This window comes from uncultured Desulfovibrio sp., assembly GCF_949282365.1.
Lineage (GTDB): Bacteria > Desulfobacterota > Desulfovibrionia > Desulfovibrionales > Desulfovibrionaceae > Desulfovibrio.
Genome location: NZ_CASDOY010000023.1, coordinates 1 through 22,089, shown reverse-complemented (window position 1 = coordinate 22,089; position 22,089 = coordinate 1). Strand labels below are relative to the sequence as shown.

At 67.5% G+C, this 22,089-nt stretch carries 21 protein-coding genes and 1 tRNA gene; 4 read left to right on the top strand and 18 right to left on the bottom strand.

Features of this window, described 5'->3' with window-relative positions; translation table 11 throughout:
* Window positions 1–6: 6 nt before the first annotated feature.
* The 12 genes from tkt to trmFO form a co-directional block, all read right to left on the bottom strand.
* A complete protein-coding gene (gene tkt / locus Q1X76_RS06240; RefSeq protein ID WP_300718764.1) occupies window positions 7–2,001 on the bottom strand; it encodes a transketolase in 1,995 nt (664 codons plus the stop codon).
* A gap of 19 nt (window positions 2,002–2,020) precedes the next feature.
* Window positions 2,021–2,752 (bottom strand): ribulose-phosphate 3-epimerase, encoded by a 732-nt coding sequence (gene rpe / locus Q1X76_RS06235; protein ID WP_300718763.1) that lies wholly within the window; start codon window positions 2,750–2,752, stop codon window positions 2,021–2,023.
* 71 nt (window positions 2,753–2,823) lie between these two features.
* A complete protein-coding gene (locus Q1X76_RS06230) occupies window positions 2,824–3,165 on the bottom strand; it encodes a MerR family transcriptional regulator (RefSeq protein WP_300718762.1) in 342 nt (113 codons plus the stop codon).
* Window positions 3,166–3,332: 167 nt separating this feature from the next.
* A complete protein-coding gene (gene pheT / locus Q1X76_RS06225; RefSeq protein WP_300718761.1) occupies window positions 3,333–5,735 on the bottom strand; it encodes a phenylalanine--tRNA ligase subunit beta in 2,403 nt (800 codons plus the stop codon).
* 41 nt (window positions 5,736–5,776) lie between these two features.
* On the bottom strand, window positions 5,777–6,157 hold the full coding sequence (locus Q1X76_RS06220) for a translation initiation factor IF-2 (protein WP_300718760.1): 381 nt from the start codon (window positions 6,155–6,157) through the stop codon (window positions 5,777–5,779).
* Window positions 6,158–6,167: 10 nt separating this feature from the next.
* Entirely contained in the window at window positions 6,168–7,211 is a 1,044-nt protein-coding gene (gene pheS, locus Q1X76_RS06215; protein WP_300718759.1) for a phenylalanine--tRNA ligase subunit alpha, read from the bottom strand.
* A gap of 264 nt (window positions 7,212–7,475) precedes the next feature.
* Entirely contained in the window at window positions 7,476–7,826 is a 351-nt protein-coding gene (gene rplT / locus Q1X76_RS06210; protein ID WP_006008100.1) for a 50S ribosomal protein L20, read from the bottom strand.
* A 270-nt stretch (window positions 7,827–8,096) separates the two neighbouring features.
* The gene (gene rpmI / locus Q1X76_RS06205; protein WP_300718758.1) at window positions 8,097–8,294 is read right to left on the bottom strand and encodes a 50S ribosomal protein L35; all 198 of its coding nucleotides are present in this window, start codon (window positions 8,292–8,294) and stop codon (window positions 8,097–8,099) included.
* A gap of 161 nt (window positions 8,295–8,455) precedes the next feature.
* Window positions 8,456–8,986 (bottom strand): translation initiation factor IF-3, encoded by a 531-nt coding sequence (gene infC / locus Q1X76_RS06200; protein ID WP_300718757.1) that lies wholly within the window; start codon window positions 8,984–8,986, stop codon window positions 8,456–8,458.
* Window position 8,987: 1 nt separating this feature from the next.
* Window positions 8,988–10,934 (bottom strand): threonine--tRNA ligase, encoded by a 1,947-nt coding sequence (gene thrS / locus Q1X76_RS06195; RefSeq protein WP_300718770.1) that lies wholly within the window; start codon window positions 10,932–10,934, stop codon window positions 8,988–8,990.
* Window positions 10,935–11,093: 159 nt separating this feature from the next.
* Window positions 11,094–11,170: transfer RNA gene (locus Q1X76_RS06190), tRNA-Val, on the bottom strand.
* 479 nt (window positions 11,171–11,649) lie between these two features.
* Complete coding sequence (gene trmFO, locus Q1X76_RS06185; RefSeq protein ID WP_300718756.1) at window positions 11,650–12,987, bottom strand: methylenetetrahydrofolate--tRNA-(uracil(54)-C(5))-methyltransferase (FADH(2)-oxidizing) TrmFO; 1,338 nt, start codon at window positions 12,985–12,987, stop codon at window positions 11,650–11,652.
* Window positions 12,988–14,034: 1,047 nt separating this feature from the next.
* Here trmFO and dut point away from each other — a divergent pair.
* The 3 genes from dut (at window position 14,035) to Q1X76_RS06170 (ending at window position 16,575) form a co-directional block, all read left to right on the top strand.
* Entirely contained in the window at window positions 14,035–14,514 is a 480-nt protein-coding gene (gene dut, locus Q1X76_RS06180) for a dUTP diphosphatase (protein WP_300718755.1), read from the top strand.
* A 94-nt stretch (window positions 14,515–14,608) separates the two neighbouring features.
* The gene (locus Q1X76_RS06175; RefSeq protein ID WP_300718754.1) at window positions 14,609–15,811 is read left to right on the top strand and encodes an aspartate aminotransferase family protein; all 1,203 of its coding nucleotides are present in this window, start codon (window positions 14,609–14,611) and stop codon (window positions 15,809–15,811) included.
* Window positions 15,812–16,356: 545 nt separating this feature from the next.
* On the top strand, window positions 16,357–16,575 hold the full coding sequence (locus Q1X76_RS06170) for a TraR/DksA family transcriptional regulator (RefSeq protein WP_040369802.1): 219 nt from the start codon (window positions 16,357–16,359) through the stop codon (window positions 16,573–16,575).
* A gap of 119 nt (window positions 16,576–16,694) precedes the next feature.
* Here the strand turns inward: Q1X76_RS06170 and Q1X76_RS06165 are convergent, their stop codons facing one another.
* Window positions 16,695–17,141: a C-GCAxxG-C-C family protein gene (locus Q1X76_RS06165; RefSeq protein WP_300718753.1), complete on the bottom strand. Its 447-nt coding sequence runs from the start codon at window positions 17,139–17,141 to the stop codon at window positions 16,695–16,697.
* A 79-nt stretch (window positions 17,142–17,220) separates the two neighbouring features.
* Complete coding sequence (locus Q1X76_RS06160; protein ID WP_300718752.1) at window positions 17,221–17,601, bottom strand: PadR family transcriptional regulator; 381 nt, start codon at window positions 17,599–17,601, stop codon at window positions 17,221–17,223.
* A gap of 80 nt (window positions 17,602–17,681) precedes the next feature.
* Between Q1X76_RS06160 and Q1X76_RS06155 the strand changes: the two genes are divergently transcribed.
* The gene (locus Q1X76_RS06155) at window positions 17,682–18,707 is read left to right on the top strand and encodes a hypothetical protein (RefSeq protein WP_300718751.1); all 1,026 of its coding nucleotides are present in this window, start codon (window positions 17,682–17,684) and stop codon (window positions 18,705–18,707) included.
* A 323-nt stretch (window positions 18,708–19,030) separates the two neighbouring features.
* Here Q1X76_RS06155 and Q1X76_RS06150 read toward each other — a convergent pair whose 3' ends face one another.
* From Q1X76_RS06150 to Q1X76_RS06135, 4 genes are all read right to left on the bottom strand, one after another.
* Window positions 19,031–20,236 carry an FprA family A-type flavoprotein gene (locus Q1X76_RS06150; RefSeq protein ID WP_300718750.1) on the bottom strand — a complete coding sequence of 402 codons (1,206 nt, stop codon included), beginning with the start codon at window positions 20,234–20,236 and terminating at the stop codon, window positions 19,031–19,033.
* Between the two features lie 114 nt (window positions 20,237–20,350).
* On the bottom strand, window positions 20,351–20,485 hold the full coding sequence (locus Q1X76_RS06145) for a rubredoxin (protein WP_006008124.1): 135 nt from the start codon (window positions 20,483–20,485) through the stop codon (window positions 20,351–20,353).
* A 19-nt stretch (window positions 20,486–20,504) separates the two neighbouring features.
* The gene (locus Q1X76_RS06140; RefSeq protein ID WP_300718749.1) at window positions 20,505–20,885 is read right to left on the bottom strand and encodes a desulfoferrodoxin; all 381 of its coding nucleotides are present in this window, start codon (window positions 20,883–20,885) and stop codon (window positions 20,505–20,507) included.
* Window positions 20,886–21,090: 205 nt separating this feature from the next.
* Window positions 21,091–22,089 (bottom strand): phosphodiester glycosidase family protein (locus Q1X76_RS06135; protein ID WP_300718748.1); only part of this gene is annotated, 999 nt, incomplete at its 5' end.

Sequence of the window (22,089 nt, the reverse complement as noted above, 5' to 3'; positions counted from 1 at the left end):
CTGAGCCTACCCCAGCAGCCGGCGGGCCATGTCGGCCAGATGGGCGGCCGTGAAGCCGAAGTGCTCGGCCAGGGCCTTGCCCGGAGCGGAAGCGCCGAAGCCGGTCATGCCGAGCACGGCACCGTCGAGGCCCACATATTTGCGCCAGTAGTCGGCGGCAGCGGCTTCCACGGCCACGCGGGCGCGCACGGCGGCGGGCAGCACGCTTTCGCGGTAGGCGGCATCCTGGGCGTCGAAGCGTTCGCAGCAGGGCATGGAGACCACGCGCACCTTGCGGCCTTCGGCACTCAGGGTCGCGGCTGCCTCAAGGGTGATGCCCACTTCGGAGCCGGTGGCCAGGAGGATGAGCTCGGGGGTACCGTCGCAGTCGCGCAGCACATAGCCGCCGCGGGCGATGGCCTGCACCTGGGCCTCGTCGCGGCTGACGAAGGGCAGGTTCTGGCGCGAGAGCGAGAGGCAGGTGGGCCGGTGGGCGTTCTCCAGGGCGCACTGCCAGGCCACGGCGGTCTCCACGGTGTCGCAGGGCCGCCAGACGTCCAGGCCGGGCATGAGGCGCAGGCCGGGCACCTGTTCGATGGGCTGGTGGGTGGGGCCGTCCTCGCCCACGCCGATGGAATCGTGGGTGAAGACCCAGACCGCGCGGGTGCCCATCAGGGCCGCCAGACGCAGGGCGTTCTTGGCGTAGTCCGAGAAGACCATGAAGGTCCCGGCGTAGGGGATGAAGCCGCCGTGCAGGGCCAGGCCGTTCATGATGGCGCTCATGCCGAATTCGCGCACGCCGTAGGCCAGATAGTTGCCGCTGCAGGTGGCGGGATCGAAGTCCACGGAATGGCTGGTCTTGGTGCCCACGGAGCCGGTCAGGTCGGCGGAGCCGCCCAGCATCTCGGGCAGCCTGCCCACCAGCTCTTCCAGGGCCTTTTTGGAGGCCACGCGGGTGGCGATGCTCTCGCCGGCGTCCGCGGCCTTTTTGATCATGGCGGCGGCGATGCCGGCCCAGTCGGCGGGCAGCTCGCCCTTCATGCGGCGTTCCAGCTCGGCGGCCAGTTCGGGACAGGCGGCGCGGTAGGCGTCGAAGCGGGCCTGCCATGCGGCTTCGGCCTGTTTGCCGGCTTCGCGGGCGTCCCAGGCGGCGGCGATGTCGTCGGGCACGGTGAAGGGGGGCTGGTGCCAGTCCAGGGCGTCGCAGGTGGCGGCGGCCACGTCCACGCCCAGGGGCGAGCCGTGACAGGCGGCGGAATCGGCCTTGGAGGAGCCGAAGCCGATGTGGGTCTTGCAGATGATGAGGCTGGGGCGGGCCGTATCGGCGCGGGCCTCGGCCAGGGCGGCGTCCAGGGCGTCGGCGTCGTGACCGTCCACGGGGCCGATGACCTGCCAGCCGTAGGCCTTGTAGCGGGCGGCCACGTCTTCGCTGAACCAGCCGTCGATCTTGCCGTCGATGGAGATGCCGTTGGAGTCATAGAGGGCGATGAGCTTGCCCAGGCCCCAGACGCCGGCCAGGGAGCAGGCCTCGTGGGACACGCCTTCCATCAGGCAGCCGTCGCCCAGGAAGACGTAGGTGTGGTGGTCGATGACCGTATGTTCGGGCGTATTGAAGCGGGCGGCCAGCATCTTTTCGGCCAGGGCCATGCCCACGGCGGACGAGATGCCCTGCCCCAGAGGACCGGTGGTCATTTCCACGCCGGGGGTCACGTCGCATTCGGGATGGCCGGGAGTGCGGGAGCCCAGCTGGCGGAAATTGCGGATGTCGTCCATGCTCAGGTCATAGCCGGTGAGGTGCAGCACGGCATAGAGCAGCATGGAGGCATGGCCGTTGGACAGCACGAAGCGGTCACGATCCATCCAGCCGGGATCAGCGGGATTGTGCTTGAAACCGTGACGCCAGAGGGCTTCGGCCATGTCGGCCATGCCCAGGGGCGCGCCGGGATGGCCGGAACGGGACTTCTCGATGGCGTCGATGGCAAGGGCGCGGATGGCGTTGGCACACTGTCTGCGGGTAGGCATGATGCGGTCCTTTGTTGAGTTATTTTTTCAGGGCGCGGCCGGGCTGCCACTGGGCGGCCGCAGTGCAACGGGCAAGGTGGGCACTGTCCGCCGCTGTCCGGGCGGCTGACAGAAATCTCTGATGGCAGGCAGCGTAGGGCGGATGGTTGAAGAAGGCCGAGCCGGAGACCAGCACGTCGGCCCCGGCGGCCACCAGCTGCGCGGTGTTCTCGGGACAGGCGCCGCCGTCCACCTGGATGAGCACATGCCCGGCCCCGGCCTCGTCGAGCAGGGCGCGGGCGGCGCTGATCTTGGCGACGCTCTGGGGGATGAATCTCTGGCCGGAGAAGCCGGGGTTGACGCTCATGACCAGCACCATGTCCAGGTCGGGGGCCAGCCAGCGCAGGGGGGCCGGATCGGTGCCGGGATTGAAGGCCAGGCCGGCCTTCATGCCCAGGCGGCGGATCTCGCTGAGGGTGCGCTGGGGATGGCGGTCGGTCTCGGCGTGGATGACCAGCATGTCGGCCCCGGCGTCGCGGAAGGAGGCCAGATAGCGGGCGGGGTCCTCGATCATGAGGTGGACGTCGAAGAACAGTTTTTCGCTGCAGCGGCGCAGGCTCTTGATGACGGGCTGGCCGAAGGTGATGTTGGGCACGAAGGCCCCGTCCATGACATCCAGATGCAGCCAGGAGATGCCCGCGGCCTCGAGGGCGGCGAGTTCTTCGGCCAGGCGGGAGAAATCGGCGGAAAGCAGGGAAGGCGAAAGGATCATGCGGCATCCTGTGGAACGCTGCCCGTCATGCAGGACCGCCGCGGCGTACTGCCGGAGCGGCAGGACGGGGATCACCGGCCGGCCAGCACGCGGCGCAGCTCGGTCAGCTCGTTTTTCAGCTTCAGCATCAGGGCCGGGTCGCGCCCGCTGACAGCGCGTTCCGGCAGGGCCTCGTCTGGAGCGGCGGCGCCGTCCAGGACGCGGCGCGCGCCTTCGATGGTCATGCCCTTCTGGTGCAGCAGCTGCTGGATGCGGCGCAGCAGGGCCATGTCCTCTTCGGTATAGAAACGCTGGCCCGATTCCGTGCGCCGGGGGGCCAGCTGGGGAAAGACCGTTTCCCAGAAACGCAGCACGGACGTGTTGAGATTGAGCAGTGCGGCGGCTTGTCCGATCTTGTAGAGTTTTTCCGTCATGCTCCCTCTCCTGCGGGTAGGCCGCACGGGGCGGAGGCCCCGTACGCCGCGCCACGGGCCGCGGCCCCGGAAGATCCGGGACCGCAGCCCGTGGAAAACCGTATCAGCAGCGCTTCCGCCGCAGGCAGGAGCGGCAGGGCTCGCCCGGGGGCGGAAGGGGCAGGCCGCTAGATGCGCACACCCAGCGTCTGCACCAGGGATTGTGCCACCTTTTCCCGCACTTTGTCCACTTCCGCGTCCTTGAGGGTACGCTCGGCATGGCGGAAGGTCAGGCGGAAAGTCAGGTTGCGTTCGTCGCTGCCCTGGGGGCTGAAGCTGTCCACCAGCACGGCGTCTTCCAGCAGGGGCTGCTTCTGGGCCATGATCTGGCCCAGGATGTGGTCCACGGTCACGCCCACGGGCGCGGCCACGGTGATGTCGCGGCGCACCGGCGGGTAGACGGGCAGGCTCTGGAAGCGCACCTGCACGGCGTCATGCAGGCGGCGCAGCACGTCGAGGTCGAGCTCGGCCAGCCAGACGTCCTTGCGGGCGTGGAAGCTGTCGGCCATCTCGGGACGCACGCGGCCCATGACGCCCACGTCCGTGCCGTCCACGCTCAGGCGCACGCAGGGCAGCAGGTAGGGATGGGCCCCGTCCAGCGCGCAGGCCGGGGCGGGCAGGTCGAGGAAGTGCAGCAGATGTTCCACCACGCCCTTGAGGTCGCTGTAGTCCATGTCGGCTTCGGCATGGGGCCAGGCGCTGTCGTAGCGCTGGCCGTAGAGCAGCACGCCCAGCATGCCGGTCTCGGTGGCGCCGGTGGCGTGGGGGTCGTCGCTGGGCGCGGCGGTGAAGGTATTGGCCAGTTCGAACAGGCGCACGCCCGCGGCGCCCTGGGCCAGGTTGTTGCGCAGGTCATGCAGCAGGCCGGGGGCCAGCACGGTGCGCAGGGCGTCCTGCTCGGCGGAGAGCGGGTTCATGATGGAGATGCGGCCTTCGGCGGGCAGGCCCAGCAGATCCAGATCCTTGTGGCCCACGAAGCTGTAGTTGACGGCTTCGTTGAGGCCCAGGCCGGCGCCCCAGTGGCGCAGGCGGGACCAGAACTGGAAGGTGGACATGGGTTCGCCGGCGCGGCCCAGATCCTGCAGGAAGGCGGGCAGCTCGGGGGCGATGGTGTCCAGGCCGTGGACGCGGCCCACTTCCTCGATGAGGTCGGCTTCGCGGGTCAGGTCGGGGCGCCAGCTGGGCTGGGTGACCTGCCAGCTGTCGTCGCTGGTCTTCTCGATGGCGCAGCCCATGCCGGAGAGCACCTTTTCGTCGAAGTCGCGGTCCAGTTCCACGCCCAGCAGGGCATTGGCGCGGGCGGGACGGAACTCGATCTGCACGGGCACGAAGGGCTTGGGCTCGGCCAGGCTGTAGCCGGGGCAGACCTTGCCGCCGGCAGCGGCCACCATCATGGCGCAGGCGCGGTCCAGGGACCAGATGGAACGCTTGTGGTCGATGCCGCGTTCGAAGCGGTAGGAGGCTTCGGACGAGAGGCCCAGACGGCGCGAGGTCTTGCGGATGGTGCCGGGACGGAAGACAGCGCTTTCCAGGAAGACGTTGCTGCTGTTCTCGTCGATCTCGGTGTTCAGGCCGCCCATGACGCCGGCCAGGCCCACGGCGCGCTCGGCGTCGCGGATGCAGAGGTCGCGGGCGTCCAGGGTGCGCTCCTGGCCGTCCAGGGTGACGAACTTCTCGCCCTGGGCGGCGGGGCTGACGATGATGCGTCCGCCCTTGAGCTTGTCGAGGTCGAAGGAGTGCAGGGGCTGGCCGCATTCGAAGAGGATGTAGTTGGTCACGTCCACGATGTTGGAGATGGGACGCACGCCAACGGCATGCAGACGGTGACGGATGCGCATGGGCGAGGGCGCGATCTTGATGCCCGTGATGACGCGCCCGGCGTAGAGGTTGCACAGCTCGGGATCGCTGATCTCCACCGGGGGCAGGTCGCGGGCCGGGCCGTCTTCGCTCAGGGGCAGCTCGGGGATGGTCAGGGGCAGGTCGAAGGCCAGGGCGGTCTCGCGGGCCAGGCCCAGCACGGAGAGGCAGTCCGCGCGGTTGGGCGTGATGGAGATGTCCAGCACGTCCAGGTCCAGGTCCAGGGTATCCACCAGACGGGCGCCGGGCACGGCGCTGTCGGGCAGCACCATGATGCCGCTGTGGTCGTCGGTGAGGCCCAGTTCGCGTTCGGAACAGATCATGCCGCAGGAGGGCGCGCCGCGCAGTTTGGCCTTCTTGATGACCAGACCGCCGGGCATGGTGGTGCCCACCAGGGCCACGGGCACTTTCTGTCCGGCGGCCACGTTGGGCGCGCCGCAGACGATGTCCAGGAGTTCGCCCTGTCCGGCGTCCACCTTGCAGATGTGCAGGTGGTCGGATTCGGGATGATCGACGCATTCCACCACATGACCCACCACGATGGGGGCGATGGCGTCATAGGGGCGCACGAGTTCTTCCAGTTCCAGGCCCAGCATGGTCAGCCGGTCGCCCAGCTCCTGTGCCGTGCCTTCATACGGGACGAATTCGCGCAGCCACGAAAGAGAAAGCAGCATATGTCATCTCACTGGCCCCGCAGGGCCGGTTAGCAGTTGATTCAGTTGAAATCCCAGGCCGGGGTGCCGGGCTGGCCGGCGTCGGGGTCCGGCAGGGGGCGGCTCTGTTTGCGCCCGTAGGTGCCGTAGGCGCCGCCGCGGGGACGCACGCGCGGTTTCACTTCCTCGGGGCCGAGATCCTTGAGCGGGCGGCCGTAGGCATCGGTATAGCCCATGCCGCGCTCGGTGGTGTTGCCGGCGTTGCCCATGGCGGGCAGGCCCTCGATGGGCTTGGGCCCGCCGGGCGGCTCCAGGCCGCTGTGCCGGGGGCTCAGGGCAGAGGCGGCGCGGGCGTCCGCGGCGTCCAGCGAGGCGCTGGCGGCGGCGCAGAGCAGGGCCAGCAGGAGCGGCAGGACGAGGCGGCGGGCAGCGGACAGGCGCACGGCGGCCACCCTAGGCGTGCAGGCCGAACTGGCCGAGGAAGCGCACGTCGTTCTCGAAGAACATGCGCAGGTCGCCGATGCCGTACTTGAGCATGGCCACACGTTCCACGCCCAGGCCGAAGGCGAAGCCGCTCACGTCGGCGGGATAGCCCACGGCGGCGTAGACGGCGGGGTCCACCATGCCGCAGCCCAGGATCTCCACCCAGCCGGTGGTCTTGCACACGCGGCAGGGCTCGCCGTCGATGTGGCCCTTGCCGCCGCACATGCAGCAGCTGATGTCCACTTCGGCGGAAGGTTCCGTGAAGGGGAAGAAGCTGGGGCGGAAGCGCACTTCGGTATGGCCGCCGAAGACGGAGCGCACGAAGGCGGTCAGGGTGCCGCGCAGATGGGCCATGCTGATGTCCTGGCCCACCACCAGGCCTTCCACCTGATGGAACATGGGCGTGTGGGTCAGGTCGGAGTCGCGGCGGTAGACCTTGCCGGGGGCCACGATGGCCAGGGGGGGCTTGCGGCCCAGCATGGTGCGCACCTGCACGGGCGAGGTGTGGGTGCGCATGAGCACGCGCTCGGTGATGTAGAGGGTGTCCTGCATGTCGCGGGCGGGGTGTTCCGGCGGCATGTTGAGGGATTCGAAATTGTAGAAGTCGTTTTCCACTTCCGGGCCGGAAGCGATGTCGAAGCCCAGCTTGCTGAAGATGGCGCAGATCTCTTCCATCACCAGGGTGGTGGGGTGCAGGGAGCCGCGCCAGGGGGCGCGACCGGGCACGGAGGGGTCGAAGCGCTTGAGGGCCTCGGCTTCGCGGGCCGCTTCGAGGGCGGTCTTGCGGGCGTCGAACAGGGCGGTGAGGCGCTCCTTGACGCTGTTGGCCTTCTGGCCCACGGCGGGGCGCTCCGCGGGGGGCAGCTTGGCCATGGAGCTCATGGCCTGGGCCAGTTTGCCCTTGCGGCCCAGAAAGTCCACCCGCAGTTCTTCCAGTTCATCCAACGAAGAAGCCCGGTCAAGACCCGCTTCCAGGTCTGTAACCAGGCTTTCCAGTACAGTCATCAAATCCATGCGAATTCCCGGAGCCGCCGCAGGCGGCGTTACGGTCAAAGGGACGGCCGGACGGCCGCGCGAAAAAGGCGGGGGAACACCATGCTCCGCCGCCACAAAACAGCAGGCGCACACGAACGGAGGTCGCGCCGGGGGCGCGGTCATCCGTGGCTGGGGCCAGCTTACCGGAATCTCCGGCGGAAAAAAAGAGCGCGGCATATCCCGCACGAGGCCGAACCTCACGCCAAGACATGCCGCGCACGCAAAAAAGCTGTGGCTTGCCGGTTACAGGGCAGCCTTGGCCATTTCCACCACCTTGGCGAAATCGTCCTTGTGGTAGACGGCGAGGTCGGCGAGCACCTTGCGGTTCAGGGCGATGCCGGCCTTGTTCAGCCCGTGCATGAGACGGCTGTAGGACAGACCGTTCAGGCGCGCACCGGCGTTGATGCGCAGGATCCACAGGGTGCGGAAGTCGCGTTTGCGGTGCTTGCGGCCGATGAAGGAATACTGGAGCGAACGCTCCACAGCCTCACGGGCGGTACGATACAGACGGCTGCGGCCACCACGGAAACCCTTGGCCGCGCTCAGGTACTTTTTGTGCCGGCGATGGGCGGCGAGACCTCTCTTCACACGCATGGGGGGTACCCTCCTTTCGCCCGGCCAAGGCGGAGGTATGTGCCTGCCGGGGGAAAAAATTGATCCCTGTCGGGGCGCAAATTGCTTGAAAAGAACGGCTTTGCGCTGGCCGTCGCCCTCTGGGGGCTGCGCCGCGCGGCGGTGTTGCGGCGGTCATGCCGCCTCCCGCATGCGGGCGCTCAATCCGTACCGGATCAGAATGTACGCCTTCACGCTGGCGCGCTCAGGCAGCCGCTCCGCACAGGCGGAGCCGCCGAAGGTCCGGGATGGCTAGCCGTTGGGCAGCATCCGGCGCACGGCCTTCTCGTTGGTGCTGTCCACGAGAGTGGCCTGGCCCAGGCGCATCTTGCGGCCGGGGGCCTTCTTGGTGAGGATGTGGCGCAGATTCTGACGACGACGCTTGAACTTGCCGCTGCCGGTGAGCTCGAAACGCTTGGCCGCGGAACGCCGGGTTTTGATCTTGGGCATGATATACTCCTTAGCGAATGGCCTGCCCGTACACTACGGGCAGGAACGGCATATTGCCTGAAAAAGCCCTGCGGCGCAAGTGCAAAAATGCAGGGGCGCGCGGGCAGGCCCGACGGCGCAGGCCACCTGCGGCGTCAGGCAGAAAGGGTCCTGGCGGAAAGCTACTTCTTGGGCACCAGCAGCATCTGCAGGGTGCGCCCTTCGGCACGGGGCTCCTGATCCACCTTGGCCACGTCGGCCAGATCCTGCACGACGCGCTCAAGGATGCTGATGCCGCGGTCCTTGTGGACGATCTCGCGGCCGCGGAAGAACACCGTCACCTTGCAGCGGTCGCCGTCTTCCAGGAAGCGGCGGATGTGGCGCAGCTTGGTCTCGTAGTCATGGTCGTCGGTCTTGGGACGGACCTTGATCTCCTTGATCTGCACCACGCTCTGGCGCTTTTTGGCTTCCTGCTTCTTTTTCTGCTGTTCGTACTTGAACTTGCCGTAGTCCATGATACGACAGACAGGCGGCTCGGAGGTGGAAGCGACTTCCACCAAGTCCATGCCGGCTTCCTTGGCAAGGGCAATAGCCTCGTTGCGCTGCAAAATACCCAGTTGTTCCCCGTCAGCGCCGATGACGCGCACTTCACGGGCGCGGATCGTTTCGTTGCGGCGCACGCCGTCCTGCGGCATGTCGCGCCGGGGTCTCATGTTAGGAGAAGCTATAGCGCATCCCTCCATTCTTGAAAGGCTCTTCGCAGTCCGTGCGGATCAGGGCAGCGACTTCCGCCACGGACTTGAGCCCCAGGTTGTCCCCATTGCGCAGACGCACATTGACGCCGCCCGCCTGCGCTTCCTTTTCTCCAACCACCAGAATATACGGCACCTTGGCCAGCTGCGCCTCGCGCACCTTGAAGCCCAGCTTCTCGTTGCGCGTATCGGCCGTCACGCGGATCCCCAGAGCTTTCAGCTCCTCGCAGGACGTGAGCGCAGCGTCGTTGGCGGCATCCGTCACCGTCAGGATGCGGGCCTGTTCGGGCGCCAGCCAAGTGGGCATGGCGCCGGCGTACTGCTCGATGAGCACGCCGATAAAGCGTTCCAGCGAACCCATGATGGCCCGGTGCACCATGACCGGACGATGGCGTTCACCGTCCTGGCCCACATAGGTCAGATCGAAGCGCTCGGGCAGGGTGAAGTCCACCTGGATGGTGGAGCACTGCCATTCGCGGCCGATGCAGTCCAGCAGGCGCACGTCGATCTTGGGCCCGTAGAAGGCGCCGTCGCCCTCGTTGATCTCGTAGGGCATGTCGGCCTTCTTCACGGCTTCGATCAGGGCGTTGGTCGCCAGTTCCCAGGCTTCGTCGGTGCCGATGCTGTCCTTGGGACGGGTGGAGATGCCCACCTTGTAGTCGAAACCGAACAGATGCATCAGGTCGCGGATCAGGTGGATGACGCCCAGGATCTCGCCTTCCAGCTGTTCGGGCGTGCACAGGATGTGGGCATCGTCCTGGGTGAACTGGCGCACGCGCAGCAGGCCGTGCAGGGTGCCGCTCTTTTCGTGGCGGTGCACCACGCCCAGCTCGAAATAGCGCTGGGGCAGGTCGCGGTAGCTGCGCAGGTCGTTGCGGTAGATCAGCATGTGCGAGATGCAGTTCATGGGCTTGATGCCGTACTGATCGTCCTCGATCTCGGTGAAATACATGTTCTGGCGGTAGTGGTCGTAGTGGCCGGAACGCTGCCAGGTCTCCACGCGCAGCAGCTGCGGGCCCTGCACCAGGTCATAGCCGCGCTTGATGTGTTCGCGCCGCCAGAAGTCCTCGAGGATGGTGCGCATCAGCATGCCCTTGGGCAGCCAGAAGACCATGCCCGGGGCCACGTCCTCATGGAAGGTGAAGAAGCCCAGCTCGCGGCCCAGCTTGCGGTGGTCGCGGCGCTTGGCCTCCTCGAGCTGCCTGAGGTAGGCGTTGAGGGCCTTCTCGTCGGCGAAGGCCGTGCCGTACAGGCGCGAGAGCATGGGGTTCTTTTCGTCGCCGCGCCAGTAGGCCCCGGCGGCGGAAAGGATCTTGCTGGCCCTGGAAAAGCCCGTGTGCGGCACATGGGGGCCGCGGCAGAGGTCGGTGAAGTCGCCGCAGGTGTACAGGGAGACCGTATCGCCCTCGATGCCCTCGATGATCTCCACCTTGAAGTTCTCGCCCATCTTGCTGAACTTCTCGATGGCCTCGGCCTTGCTCATGGTGGTGCGCACGAAGGGCAGGCGTTCACTGACGATGCGCTGCATCTCGGCCTCGATGGCCGGGAAGTCTTCGCTGGAGAAGGGCTTTTCCACGTCGAAGTCGTAGTAGAAGCCGTTTTCCACCGCGGGACCGATGGTCACCCTGGCCGCGGGGTAGAGCTTCTTCACCGCGGCGGCCATGACATGGGCCGTGGAGTGGCGGATCATGCTCAGGCCTTCGGGAGAATCCGCATACACGGGAGTGATGTCGGTACACTGGGCGGGCACGGCGGCGGAAAGGTCGCACAAGGTCTCCGTGCCCTGCGCGGTCACACGCGCAGCCACCACGGATTTGAATTTTTTGCCGCTCAGCGCTTTTTGCAGAACAGCGGCCACATCGCCCTGTTCGGGGGCGTCCACCACCTGTCCTTCCACGCGGACATCCATGCTCATACTCCTTCAGGCGCCCTGGCGGGCGTATGGTACAAAAAAAGGAATGGGGAGGCTGAAAAACCTCCCCATCTTCAAAAAACGTGCTGCTTTCGAGCAGCTATCTGGCGGGCACCGCCCCTGTCGCCATGGGCTCATGCCCGTTATTATTTTATTTGGTAGGAACGAGCAGACTTGAACTGCTGACCCCTTCCGTGTCAAGGAAGTGCTCTAGCCACCTGAGCTACGCTCCTACTCCAAGAGGCGAAGTCTTATCTAGCGAAAACGACCCTGCGCGTCAACAGATTTTTTCGCATTTTTTTTTATGTTTTCTTTTCAGGGTGTTGCGGCCCTCGTGACGAGGCTGCCCGCGGCCTGCCGCATCCGCGCCGGCCCGGTGTCCGGGCACAGTCCCCGCGAAAGGGGCCTGCGCCTCCCCGTGGCTGGGCGCTTCCCGTCGTGCCGGCCTGCCCTGCCTCCCGCCCGTCCACAGGCCCGGGGCTGCGCGTTCGGCGCTCCCGGCCGCCTGCCGCGCGGGGAGCGTGCGACCTTTCCGCCCCCGGCCAGAAGATACACCTTCCGGCCGCCTGCCGCGCGGGAAGCGTGCCCATACGCGCGGCACGGGCGGGCTGTCACGACGGGCTGTCGCGACGCCGCTTCCTCCGGCAACGGTTCCTGTCCCCGCTGCGCGTCGCGGCGTCCGTCACGCCCGCCAGGCGCCGCTCCCCCTCCCTTACAGGCCCTGGGCCTGCCGCCAGGCCGCGAAGCTCTCGCGCGCCCGGGCCGAGTACAGGGCCTTGCGGTCCTTCTTGCGCGCCTTTTCGCCCAGTTCCGGCATCAGGCCGAAATGGGCGTTGGAGGGCTGGAAATGTTTGGCCGGCGTGCGCAGGTGGTTGAGCAGGGCCCCCAGCGCGCATTCCAGCGGCGGCAGGGCCAGCTCCCGCCCCCCGGCGCGGGCCGCCAGCAGCATGCCCAGCCACATGCCGCAGGCCGCGGATTCCAGATAGCCTTCCACACCGGTGATCTGCCCGGCCAGAAAGACGCGGGGCCGCGCCTTGAGCGACAGGTCGGCGTTCAGGGCCTCGGGCGCGTTGACATAGGTATTGCGGTGCATGCTGCCGAAGCGCGCGAACTCCGCCTTTTCCAGACCGGGCACCAGGCGGAACACGCGCGCCTGCTCGCCGTAGGTCAGCTTGGTCTGGCAGCCCACCAGATTGCAGGTCTCGCCGTTGACCGTCTCGGCCCGCAGCTGCAGGACGGCCCAAGGGCGGCGGCCGGTGCGCGGGTCCACGAAGCCCACGGGCTTGAGCGGGCCGAAGGTCAGGGTGCGCGGGCCACGCTCCGCCAGGGCCTCCACCGGCATGCAGCCCTCGAAATGCTTTTCCTTCTCGAACTCGCGGGCCCCCACCTTCTGCGCTTCCAGCAGGGCAGCGTAGAAGGCTTCGTATTCTTCCCGGTCCATGGGGCAGTTGAGATAGTCGCCGCCCGTCTCGCCCTTTTCCTGCCCGTAGCGCGAGGCCCGGAACACGATGTCCATATCCAGGGAGTGCGTCCAGACGATGGGCGCGATGGCATCATAAAAATAACAGTGGTCGCCGCCCACCACCCCGGCCAGCGAGGCGGAGAGGTTCTCCGAAGCCAGCGGCCCGGCCGCCAGCACCACGATATCGAAGCCTTCCAGCGCGGGATCGTCCAGCGAGACGATCTGCCGGTGCACCAGACGGATGCCGGGCGTGCCCAGGATGCGCGCCGTCATGGCCGCCGAAAAGGCCTCGCGGTCCACGGCCAGGGCCTTGCCCGCGGGCACGCGGTGGGCGTCGGCCAGCTCCATGAAATCGCTGCCCAGCTCGCGCATCTCGGCCTTGAGCAGACCGATGCCGGACGTCAGTTCGTCCGAGCGCAGGGAATTGGAACAGACCAGCTCCGCCAGCCCGTCATTGACATGGGCCGGGGAACGGTGCTCCGGCTTCTGCTCGAACAGGGTCACCTGCAGACCGGCCCGCGCCAGACGCAGGGCGCACTCGCAACCGGCCAGACCGCCGCCGATAACCGCATAGCTGTGTTCAGTCACGCCATCTCCTTTTGTTGGCCGCAACTTTGCCCAATCCGGGCCGCGAAGGCAAGGGGCGGGGAGCGGGAAGGCGTGGGGGCGTGAGAGTGCCGCGGCGGAAGGGGACGACGCCAGGCGCGCCGGGGAGCGTATGCGGGGAAGGCATGTTTTGCGGGAGAAGGGAGGCCTTTTGAAAAAGGCCCCCCTGCCCCCGCACCCCCATCCCCGCGAAAATTTTTGTCCTGGTCCCTGACAGGGCGTGTGCGGGCATCGGGCGTCCGGGGCGCGCCGGTCCCCCGGCAACAAGGGAGGTCGCACGATGTGGCGGAACCGGGCGTTGGGGAGCGCGCCGGCCCCGGTGCAGTGCGGGGAGGGACAGGTCGGACGTAAGCAGTACCAGAGGCCCCGTTTTCATACCCGGTGCCGCGCGGGGGAGAGCGGCTGCTTTTCTCGGGTTCGTTGGCTGGCATGCCCGGAGCGGCACTGTGGTGGCGTCTGAGCAGGCGTCCCGCACCGGGGCTTGGACGCACGGGGCTGAGGACGCCTGCCGCCGGGAGCCGGGGAGAGCGCGGCTGGCCTTGAGCGTCCGGCCTTGAGCGTCTGGGGGGCGTCTGGCCTTGGGCGTCTGGGGGCGTCCCGGGCCCCTCCGGGGAGGAGTGACCAGTGCCTGCTGCATCCCGGTCTGTCCGGCGGGCCGCCGGGGGCGACGCTATCCCAGCGGGATCTGTTGCGTGCCAGGCGGCAAGGGCCGCCGGAGGGCTTTGACGCCCCCCTTGTCCCGGGGGAGATGTGGGGGATCCGCTGAGGGGGGCCGCGCCGGGAAGGAAAAATTTTTTCTGGCGGCAAAGGAGCGGGAACTGTTGCCAGCCATTCCTGAAAATCCCGGCAGGTGGCGCAGGACGCCGCCGGCAGGGTATCGGTGCAGGCAGCGGGAAAGGCCGTCTGTCCGTCCCGCAGGCATCTGTCTGTGATTGTTGCCACGAAAGCATGGGCTCCCGGCCGCGTCCCGCCCTCCCGGGCGCCCGCTGCCCCTTGCCCGCTGCCCGCTTGTGCGCTACATCTCACGCCATGAGCGATTTTTCCGTCCCCACCTGCCCCGTGCGCGTGGCCTTCGTGCGCGCGGAGGCCCGTCCCCTGTACGCCGGCCATCTGGAACCGGCCACGGCCCTGTCGGCCGGTATCGACCTGCGCGCCTGTCTGGACGAGGACAGTGTGCGCATCCCCGCCGGGGGCCGCTTTTGCGTGCCCACGGGCCTCAGCGTGCAGCCCTGCGCGCCCGGTCATGCGGGTTTCCTCTATTCCCGCAGCGGCCTCGGCGCGCGCGACGGCCTGACCGTGGCCCAGGGCGTGGGTGTCATCGATCCCGACTATACGGGCGAGATCCTCGTCATGCTGCTCAACACCTCCGGCGAGGAGCGCGTCCTCCGGCGCGGCGAGCGCATGGCCCAGCTTGTTTTCCAGCCCTTTGTCCGTCCTGTCTGGCAGGAGGTGGAAAGCCTCTCCGCCACGGACCGCGGCGCGGGCGGCTTCGGCCATACGGGACGCTAGACCTGCCGGAGCCATTTTTCCGTTTCACGCTTGCCGGGGCGCGCGCCCCGTGGGACAGTGCGAACCTGTCCCGCCATCAGAAGGAGTTTTGACCATGTCCGACAGATTTTCCGCCGTCAAAGCCCGGGAAGAAGCTCTGCTTTGCCGTTCCTACAGCCGCTATCCCGTGGCCGTGGCCCGAGGCAAGGGCTCGCGGTTGTGGGACGTGGACGGCAAGGAATATGTGGACCTGCTGGCCGGTATCGCGGTGACCGCCCTGGGACACTGCAACGACGAAGTCTGTGCCGCCCTGGAAGCCCAGGCCCGCAAGCTCTGGCACGTCAGCAACCTCTTCTATCAGGAGGAACAGCTGGAACTGGCGCAGCTGCTGCTGGGCACCAGCCACCACGGCAAGGCCTTCTTCTGCAATTCCGGGGCCGAAGCCAACGAGGCCTGCATCAAGCTGGCCCGCCGCTACATGCGCAAGGTCAAACAGCGCGACGCCTATGAGATCATCACCCTGGAAGGCTGCTTCCACGGCCGTACCTTCGGCGCTCTGGCCGCCACGGGCCGCGAGAGCCTGAGCGACGGCTTCACGCCCCTGCCCGGCGGCTTCAAGCAGGTGCCCGCCAATGACCTGGCCGCCCTGGAAGCCGCCATCACGCCCGCCACGGCCGCCGTGATGCTGGAAGTGGTGCAGGGCGAAGGCGGCATCGTGCCCCTGCCCGGCGACTACCTGCGCGGCGTGGAGGCCCTCTGCCGCAAGCACGACATCCTTTTCATCTGCGACGAAGTGCAGGCCGGCATGTGCCGCACCGGCACCTTTTGGGCTTTCCAGCAGCACGGCCTGACCCCGGACGCCATCAGCATGGCCAAGTCCCTGGCCAACGGCCTGCCCATGGGCGCCATGCTGGCCACGGACGAGATGGCCAGGGGCTTCGAGGCCGGCAGCCATGCCACCACCTTCGGCGGCGGTGCGCTGGCTTCCGGCGTGGCGGCCAAGTGCGTGGAGATCATGCTGCGCGACAAACTGGCCGACCGTGCCGCCGAACTGGGCGCCCATGTGATGGACAGCGCCCGCGCCATCCAGGACAGGCTGCCCGGCACCATCCGCGAAGTGCGCGGTCTGGGCCTGATGATCGGCATCGAGCTGTCCGTGGACGCCGCCGCCGTCTGGCGCGAGCTCATCGCCCGCGGCTTCATCTGCAACCTGAGCCACGGCGTGACCCTGCGCCTGCTGCCGGCCCTGAACATCGACAAGGCCGACCTCGACGCCTTCCTCGCCGCGCTGGAAGACATCCTGCGCACGGCGAAATAGCGTTTCCCCGATCGCAAGGCTCCCGTGGTTCCGGCTGCGGGAGCCTTTTTCTGCCCTGTCTCCTGCGGTCCAGGCCGCAGGAGCGTTTTTTATGGCGTGGTGCACGCATCGGGGGAGCGGGGCGCGCCTCCGGGCCTGCCATGCCTGGCCGTGCCGCCCGGCAAACCATGCAGGCGCGCGGCCCGGCGTTGTTGCCCGTACGCCTGTCATTGGGCGGTGGCGCATGCCGGCGGATCGCCCCCTGCGGCGCTGTCGCCTGTCGGTCATGTCGTCGTGGACGCCCTGTGCGGAAGCCGGGCAGACCTGGCGGCGGGACGGCAAAAAGCGGGCGCTTCTGCCGGACGTCTCCGTCTGCCGTGAGGGGCGGAGCTGCCGTCCGGTGCAGTCCCGCCGGGCGCCCGCACCGTGACTGCGGGCTTTTTTGCCTTGGTCCGCGGCCGCCTCTTTACAGGAGGGGGCCGCTGTGCTACACAGGCCCGCACCAAAATCCACTACGGCAATCCCGGCTGATGCGGGATTGCCGCTTGCTTTAAGGAGACAGAAGCATGGATGTTTTTGACCAGGCCACGGAACTTGAACGTCTGGACCGTGAAGCTGCCCTCTCCCGTGCCCGCGCTGCCATGGACCAGGGCGGTCCTGACTGGATCGACGGCGTGGCCTGCTGCCGTGAATGCGGCGAGCCCATCCCCCAGAAGCGCCTGGAGGCTCTGCCCGGTGTCGGCCTGTGCCGCGCCTGTCAGGAAGAGCGCGAAAGCGGACGCTAGGAAGCAACGACAACGAACAGGCAGAGGCCGGTATCCGAAAGGATGCCGGCCTTTTTGCATGCCTCGCGTCCGTCAGGCGGAAGCTGCGCCTGCCCACGGTACGGCCGGGGCCCGGGGCCTCACTGGCGCAGCGCGTCCAGCCGGGTCTCCAGCATGGCGCAGGTCCGGGCCACCAGTGGCGCGCAGACCTCGCTGAAGAGCCCCTGAGCGCCGGCCCGGGCCAGGCCTTCCGGCGTGGAAATATCCATACCGAGGAGGTCCCGGCAGTGCAGGTGGCCGTATTCGTGCAGGAAGTCCTGCCGGAAACGGCGGATCTCCTCCGCCAGCAGCGCCGCGCAGCCGGGGGCCTCGGCGCTGTTCTGCGGCCCGAAGCGCAGGCCCAGGACCAGCAGGGCGCCGGTGAAGCAGCCGCAGGTCCCGGCATGGCCCATGCCGCTGCCGAAAGCGGCCGCCATGCGCAGGGCCAGGCTTTGGCTGATGCCCAGCCGGGGCGCGAAATGCAGGCAGATCTGCTGGCTGCAGACGATGCAGGCGGCAAAGCGCTGCGCGATGGTTTGATGATCCATGATGCCTCCCGGGCGTCGCTGGCCGGAGCGGGACAGACGGGAGGCAGGCGGCTCTGCGGCGGGGCGTGCGTCCGGGGCGCTACGCATCCTCCTCCCGGTGCAGGAAGCGCACGATGCAGGCGATGTCTTCCTGATAGCGGGCCAGAGTGGCGGCCCAGGTATCCAGGCAGGCCCGGCCGCGTTCCGTCAGGCGGAAGCTGCGCTTGCCCACGGTACGTCCGGGGCCCTGTTCGCCGCGCACGAGGCCGCTGTCTTCCATCTGTTTCAGCAGGCGGTACATGCCTGCCTTGTCCGGCGGACTGGTTTGCAAGGTGGGGAAAGCCCCGAGCCGCTGCAAAAGCTGATAGCCGTGCTGCGGGCCGTCGTCCAGCATGCCCAGCAGCAGGGGCAGGACGAAGCGCGGCAGGTTGCAGCCGCTGCAGGGGCAGCCGTCAAAGGGGAAAGCTTCTTGCGCCAGCATGATATTAGAGTTACTCTACTATTGGTTGAACATAGTCAGGGGGACGCGCGCTGTCAAGCCGTCCCCCGGGAGGTGGTGCCATGACGCCCAAACGATGCGGGGACGATCCTGCCGGATGCCGGGAGGCCGCCCTGCTGCTGGAAAAAATACGCTGCCGCACGCTGGAGGGCAAGACGGCGGACAGGGACGACATCCTGACCATGCTGGCCTGGGCGGCGGATTCGCCGCAGACGGCCCTGCTGGGGCGCACCGCCCGCCAGATGGCGCGCACGCTGGCCCGTGACAGGGGCAGGGTCTGGGCGGCCATCGGCGTGGACTGCGCGCCCTGTCCCATGGATTGCGCCTTTTGCGCCTTCGGGCAGAGCCGTGGCATCGTGCGCCGGGCGCGGCAGCGGGATGCGGCGGACGTGCTGCGTACGGCCGTCGCCTTTGCGGCCGCGGGGGCGTCCTGGGTGGTCCTGCGGACCACGGAACGCTTCGGGCAGGAGGCCCTCTGCCGTCTGGCGGCCCGGGTGCGCGCCGTGCTGCCGCCCTCCTGCTGTCTGGTGGCCAATACCCGGCAGCTCGACGGGGCCGGGACCGCCGCCCTGCGCCGGGCCGGTGTCGGCCTGCTGTACCATGCCCTGCGCCTCGGCGAAGGGCGGGACACGCCCTTCGATCCCGGGGAGCGGCGGCGCAGCCTGCGGCGCATCCATGCGGCGGGACTGGGCCCGGCCCATCTGGTGGAGCCGCTGGGCGGCGAGCATACGGACGCCGAGATCGCGGACGTGCTGCTGGCCGCCCTGGAGGCCGGGGCGCGGGTCTGCGGCGTCATGGCGCGGGTGCCGGTCTCGGGGAGCCCCCTGTGGGCCCTGCCGCCTGTGGGCGAAGCGCGGCTGGCGCAGCTGGCGGCCGTGACGCGCGTCTGCTGCGGGCCGCAGACGCCGGACATCTGCGTGCATCCGCCCGTGCCGCAGGCCCTGGCCTGGGGGGCCAATGTGCTGGTGGTCGAGACCGGGGCCATCCCCCGGGACGGGCGGGAGGCGCGGGGGCCGTGGCAGGGCTTTTCCGTGGCCGATGCCTTCCGCCTGCTGGCGGCGCAGGGCTATGCCACGGCGGCGGACTGAGGGCTCGGGCCCTTGCGGCCCGGGGGAGGCAGGCGCCTGCTGCGGGAGCATACGCGCGGGAGGCGCATGCCCGCGTGGAGGCAGGCTAGAGTTTGCTCCGTACAGAGGGGGAGCAAGGGAGGCGTATGCCCGGCGCAGACGCAGCCCCCTTTCGCGGAGCGCGCTGGCCGGACCTGCGGGCAAAGGCTCCCGGCAGCGGAGCGTTGCTGCCTTCGCGCTGTCGCGTCATGGATGCGGCAGCCGTTCCCGGCCTGCCGCCGGGCAGAAAAAACGGCGCCCCCCCTGCGGGGACGCCGTCATGTCGTCATCAAAGAGCGCGGGCCTTATTCGCCCCGGCACTTCTTCTTCAGGGCCTCGCCCACGGTCTTGCCCAGTTCCACGCAGGCGCGCAGGGCTTCATGGCGCGGGGTCCAGTTGCACTTCACGAAATCGGCGGGCATGTCCATGCCCATGGAAGCCAGCATCTCGTGCAGGACCTTGGCCGATTCGCCGGACCAGCCGTAGGAGCCGAAAGCGCCGCCCACGCGGTTCTGGGGACGCAGGCCCTTCATATAGGTCAGGGTGGAGGCCATCAGGGGCATGATGGTGTTGTTGTGGGTGGGGCAGCCCGCCACCACGGCGCCGCAGTTGGCCAGTTCGGTCATGATCTCGCTGTGGTGGTTGTTCTTCACGGACATCAGGCGGGTGGGCACGCCCGCTTCTTCCAGACCGCTGCACACGGCATAGGCCATCTTTTCGGTGGAATGCCACATGGTGTCATAGATGACCATGGCGCGCTGCTGGGGCTTCTGTTCGGCCAGCTGGCGGTACATGTCCACGATGAACTTCACGGACTTTTCGCCGCGATGGATCAGGCCGTGGTCAGGGGCGATCATGTCGATGTCCAGGCTTTCCACGACGGGCAGGGTCTTCAGCACCTGGGGCGAGTAGGGCAGCACGATGTTGTAGTAGTATTCCTTGATGGCGCGCACGAAATCGCCCTGATCGTGCTCGTCGGCATAGCGGTAGCTGGTGGCGATGTTCTGGCCGAAGGCGTCGTTGCTGACCAGCAGCTTGTCTTCGGGGATGTAGGAGACCATGCTGTCGGGCCAGTGCAGCATGCGGGTCTCCTGGAAGATGATGTTGCGCTTGCCGATGTTCAGCTTGTCGCCGCTCTTGACCACTTCCACGGGCCAGTCCTTGCAGTCGAAATAGCCCTGCATGGACTTGTAGCCCAGGGTGGAGACGAAGATCTTTTCCGGCTTCACGCGGGCCACCACTTCGGCCAGGCTGCCGGCGTGGTCGGGTTCCATGTGGTTGCAGATGATGTAGTCGATCTTTTCGGGATCCATGACCTTGGCGATGCGGCAGAGCATGCTGCCGGCCCAGCCGGGGTACACGGTATCCATGAGGACGTTCTTCTCGTCGCGGATCAGGTAGGCGTTGTAGGTGGAGCCTTCGGGGGAGCGGGAATAGCCGTGGAAGTCACGGTGATCGTAGTCCACGCAACCGACCCAGAAAATATCTTTTTTGATTTCAACAGGCTGCATGAGGATTCTCCAGTGGGGGGATGAGTTTGCGGTCAGATGCCGAAAAATGGGCACAAACGAGCCTGCCCTGCCGCGGGGCGGCAGGGCAGGCGAAAAAGGCAAGGGTGGCAGGACCTAGGCCTGTTCGAACTGGTCCTTGCTCACGCCGCAGACGGGACAGGTCCAGTCATCGGGCAGCTGGTCGAAGGGCACGTTGTCGTTTTCGGCGGGATCGTATTCATAGCCGCACACGCTGCAGACGTATTTCATGGTATTTCTCCTTTGGAGCCTAGTTTTCGGCCTTCCAGTGGCCGTGAAGATTACAGTATTCGCGGGCGACGACCTTTTCGGCGTCGGTCTTGAAGACGGCTTCGGGCTTGTCGCCGGGCTTCAGGAAACAGGTCAGGCTCTGGTTGCCGGCCAGCAGTTCGATCCACTGCACATAGTGGTCCTCGGCCATGGGATGGGCCACGCTGCCCACGGTCACCTTGTAGCCGCCCTCGATCTTTTCGATCACGGGCACATGCTTTTCCTTGGCGCCGTCGGTGGAGCCTTCCTTCATGAACTTCATGTCCTCGCCACAGCAGACCAGGCTGGCGCCGCCGCCGTGGAGGACTTCGACGATGTTGCCGCAATGGGTGCACTTGTACACTTCAAGCTGGTTGGGCATGATATTTTCTACCTTTGTCCGCGTGCGGACAGTTGGGGATGTGATGTCTTTCTCTACTGTCGGAACCCTTCCGACGGGCTTACTTTGAACCAAGACGCGCCCGCTGTAAAGGGATTTTTGATACCAATAGTTATTTTCTCAATAAAGATGTTTTTCACAGAGCCCCCCGGCAGCGCAAAACAGGCTGGCAGCGGAAAAAGCTGTGCTATTCCGCCTGATTGGCTGTTTTCCCCTCTGCCTGTGCAGGCTGGGGCGGCACAGGAGGGATTTTTTGAGCGTTCCCGGATGGCGGGGCCATCGTCCCGGCGGACGCGCTGCGGGCAGCTGCGGGGACAGGCGCGGCGGGCGGAGCGGGGGCGGCGGGGCGGCGGCGGATGCCCAGCACGTTGGGCAGCTGGGCGCGCACGTTGCCCGTGACCCAGAAATCGGCCAGATGGCGGCCCCGCAGTTCCTGATGCAGTCCGGGGGAGCGGATCACCAGACCGGCCTGCATGCCGCCTTCCACATACATGACGGTGCGCACGTCCAGGGGCAGGTGGAGCAGGGCGTGGGCGAAGCTGTAGGCTTCGAGGGGGTCGCGGCAATGCAGGAACAGGATCTGCCCGTCGCCGTCCTCGGCCACGGCCGAGATGGCATAGAGGGGCCCGCCGGGGGACCAGAGGATGCGGCGTTCGCCGCTGATCATGCGGTAATTCTGGATGACCAGGCGGTATTCGTCCAGCAGTTCCTGCCAGCGGGGGGTCTCGCGGTCCAGGATGTCGGCCCGGGGCAGGCCGTCCCGGCGCGGCCCGGCCACGAAGAAGGCGCCGAAGCGGCGCACCAGCCGCTTGTTGTTGATGTAGTCGTCCTGGCGCATGTAGCCGGTGCTGGTCACGCCGTCGGGCAGGTACATGCTGGCGTTGATGGCGGCCACCAGATCGTGGGTATCGGCCCACTGGGCCAGGGTCAGGGGCGGGTGCTGGTGGGCTGCGCTGGCATAGAGGCGGAAGTCGAATCTTTCGGGATCGATGCGCAGGGCGGTCAGCAGGGCTTGCGGGCCGGTCTCGGCGGGCAGGGTGAATTCCGCATAGCAGAGACCGTCTTCCAGGCGCTGCCAGCGGGGCGTTTCCGGTAGGGCCGCGTCGGCGTCCCCGTCGCTGCCGGCGGCCGTGGCGACGCCCGCGGGGATGGTGCCCGGGGCGGGCCCGGAGGCGGGGCCTGAGGC

Bases quoted from the DNA above. Each gene is read 5' to 3' on its own strand.
- Q1X76_RS06140 (WP_300718749.1), bottom strand. From the start codon at position 20,885: ATGCCCAACCAGCTTGAAGTGTACAAGTGCACCCATTGCGGCAACATC.
- tkt (WP_300718764.1), bottom strand. From the start codon at position 2,001: ATGCCTACCCGCAGACAGTGTGCCAACGCCATCCGCGCCCTTGCCATC.
- Q1X76_RS06170 (WP_040369802.1), top strand. From the start codon at position 16,357: ATGGATGTTTTTGACCAGGCCACGGAACTTGAACGTCTGGACCGTGAA.
- Q1X76_RS06160 (WP_300718752.1), bottom strand. From the start codon at position 17,601: ATGCTGGCGCAAGAAGCTTTCCCCTTTGACGGCTGCCCCTGCAGCGGC.
- thrS (WP_300718770.1), bottom strand. From the start codon at position 10,934: ATGGATGTCCGCGTGGAAGGACAGGTGGTGGACGCCCCCGAACAGGGC.
- rpmI (WP_300718758.1), bottom strand. From the start codon at position 8,294: ATGCCCAAGATCAAAACCCGGCGTTCCGCGGCCAAGCGTTTCGAGCTC.
- pheT (WP_300718761.1), bottom strand. From the start codon at position 5,735: ATGCTGCTTTCTCTTTCGTGGCTGCGCGAATTCGTCCCGTATGAAGGC.
- Q1X76_RS06230 (WP_300718762.1), bottom strand. From the start codon at position 3,165: ATGACGGAAAAACTCTACAAGATCGGACAAGCCGCCGCACTGCTCAAT.
- Q1X76_RS06165 (WP_300718753.1), bottom strand. From the start codon at position 17,141: ATGGATCATCAAACCATCGCGCAGCGCTTTGCCGCCTGCATCGTCTGC.
- Q1X76_RS06155 (WP_300718751.1), top strand. From the start codon at position 17,682: ATGACGCCCAAACGATGCGGGGACGATCCTGCCGGATGCCGGGAGGCC.
- rpe (WP_300718763.1), bottom strand. From the start codon at position 2,752: ATGATCCTTTCGCCTTCCCTGCTTTCCGCCGATTTCTCCCGCCTGGCC.
- dut (WP_300718755.1), top strand. From the start codon at position 14,035: ATGAGCGATTTTTCCGTCCCCACCTGCCCCGTGCGCGTGGCCTTCGTG.
- Q1X76_RS06145 (WP_006008124.1), bottom strand. From the start codon at position 20,485: ATGAAATACGTCTGCAGCGTGTGCGGCTATGAATACGATCCCGCCGAA.
- Q1X76_RS06175 (WP_300718754.1), top strand. From the start codon at position 14,609: ATGTCCGACAGATTTTCCGCCGTCAAAGCCCGGGAAGAAGCTCTGCTT.
- rplT (WP_006008100.1), bottom strand. From the start codon at position 7,826: ATGCGTGTGAAGAGAGGTCTCGCCGCCCATCGCCGGCACAAAAAGTAC.
- infC (WP_300718757.1), bottom strand. From the start codon at position 8,986: ATGAGACCCCGGCGCGACATGCCGCAGGACGGCGTGCGCCGCAACGAA.
- Q1X76_RS06150 (WP_300718750.1), bottom strand. From the start codon at position 20,236: ATGCAGCCTGTTGAAATCAAAAAAGATATTTTCTGGGTCGGTTGCGTG.
- pheS (WP_300718759.1), bottom strand. From the start codon at position 7,211: ATGGATTTGATGACTGTACTGGAAAGCCTGGTTACAGACCTGGAAGCG.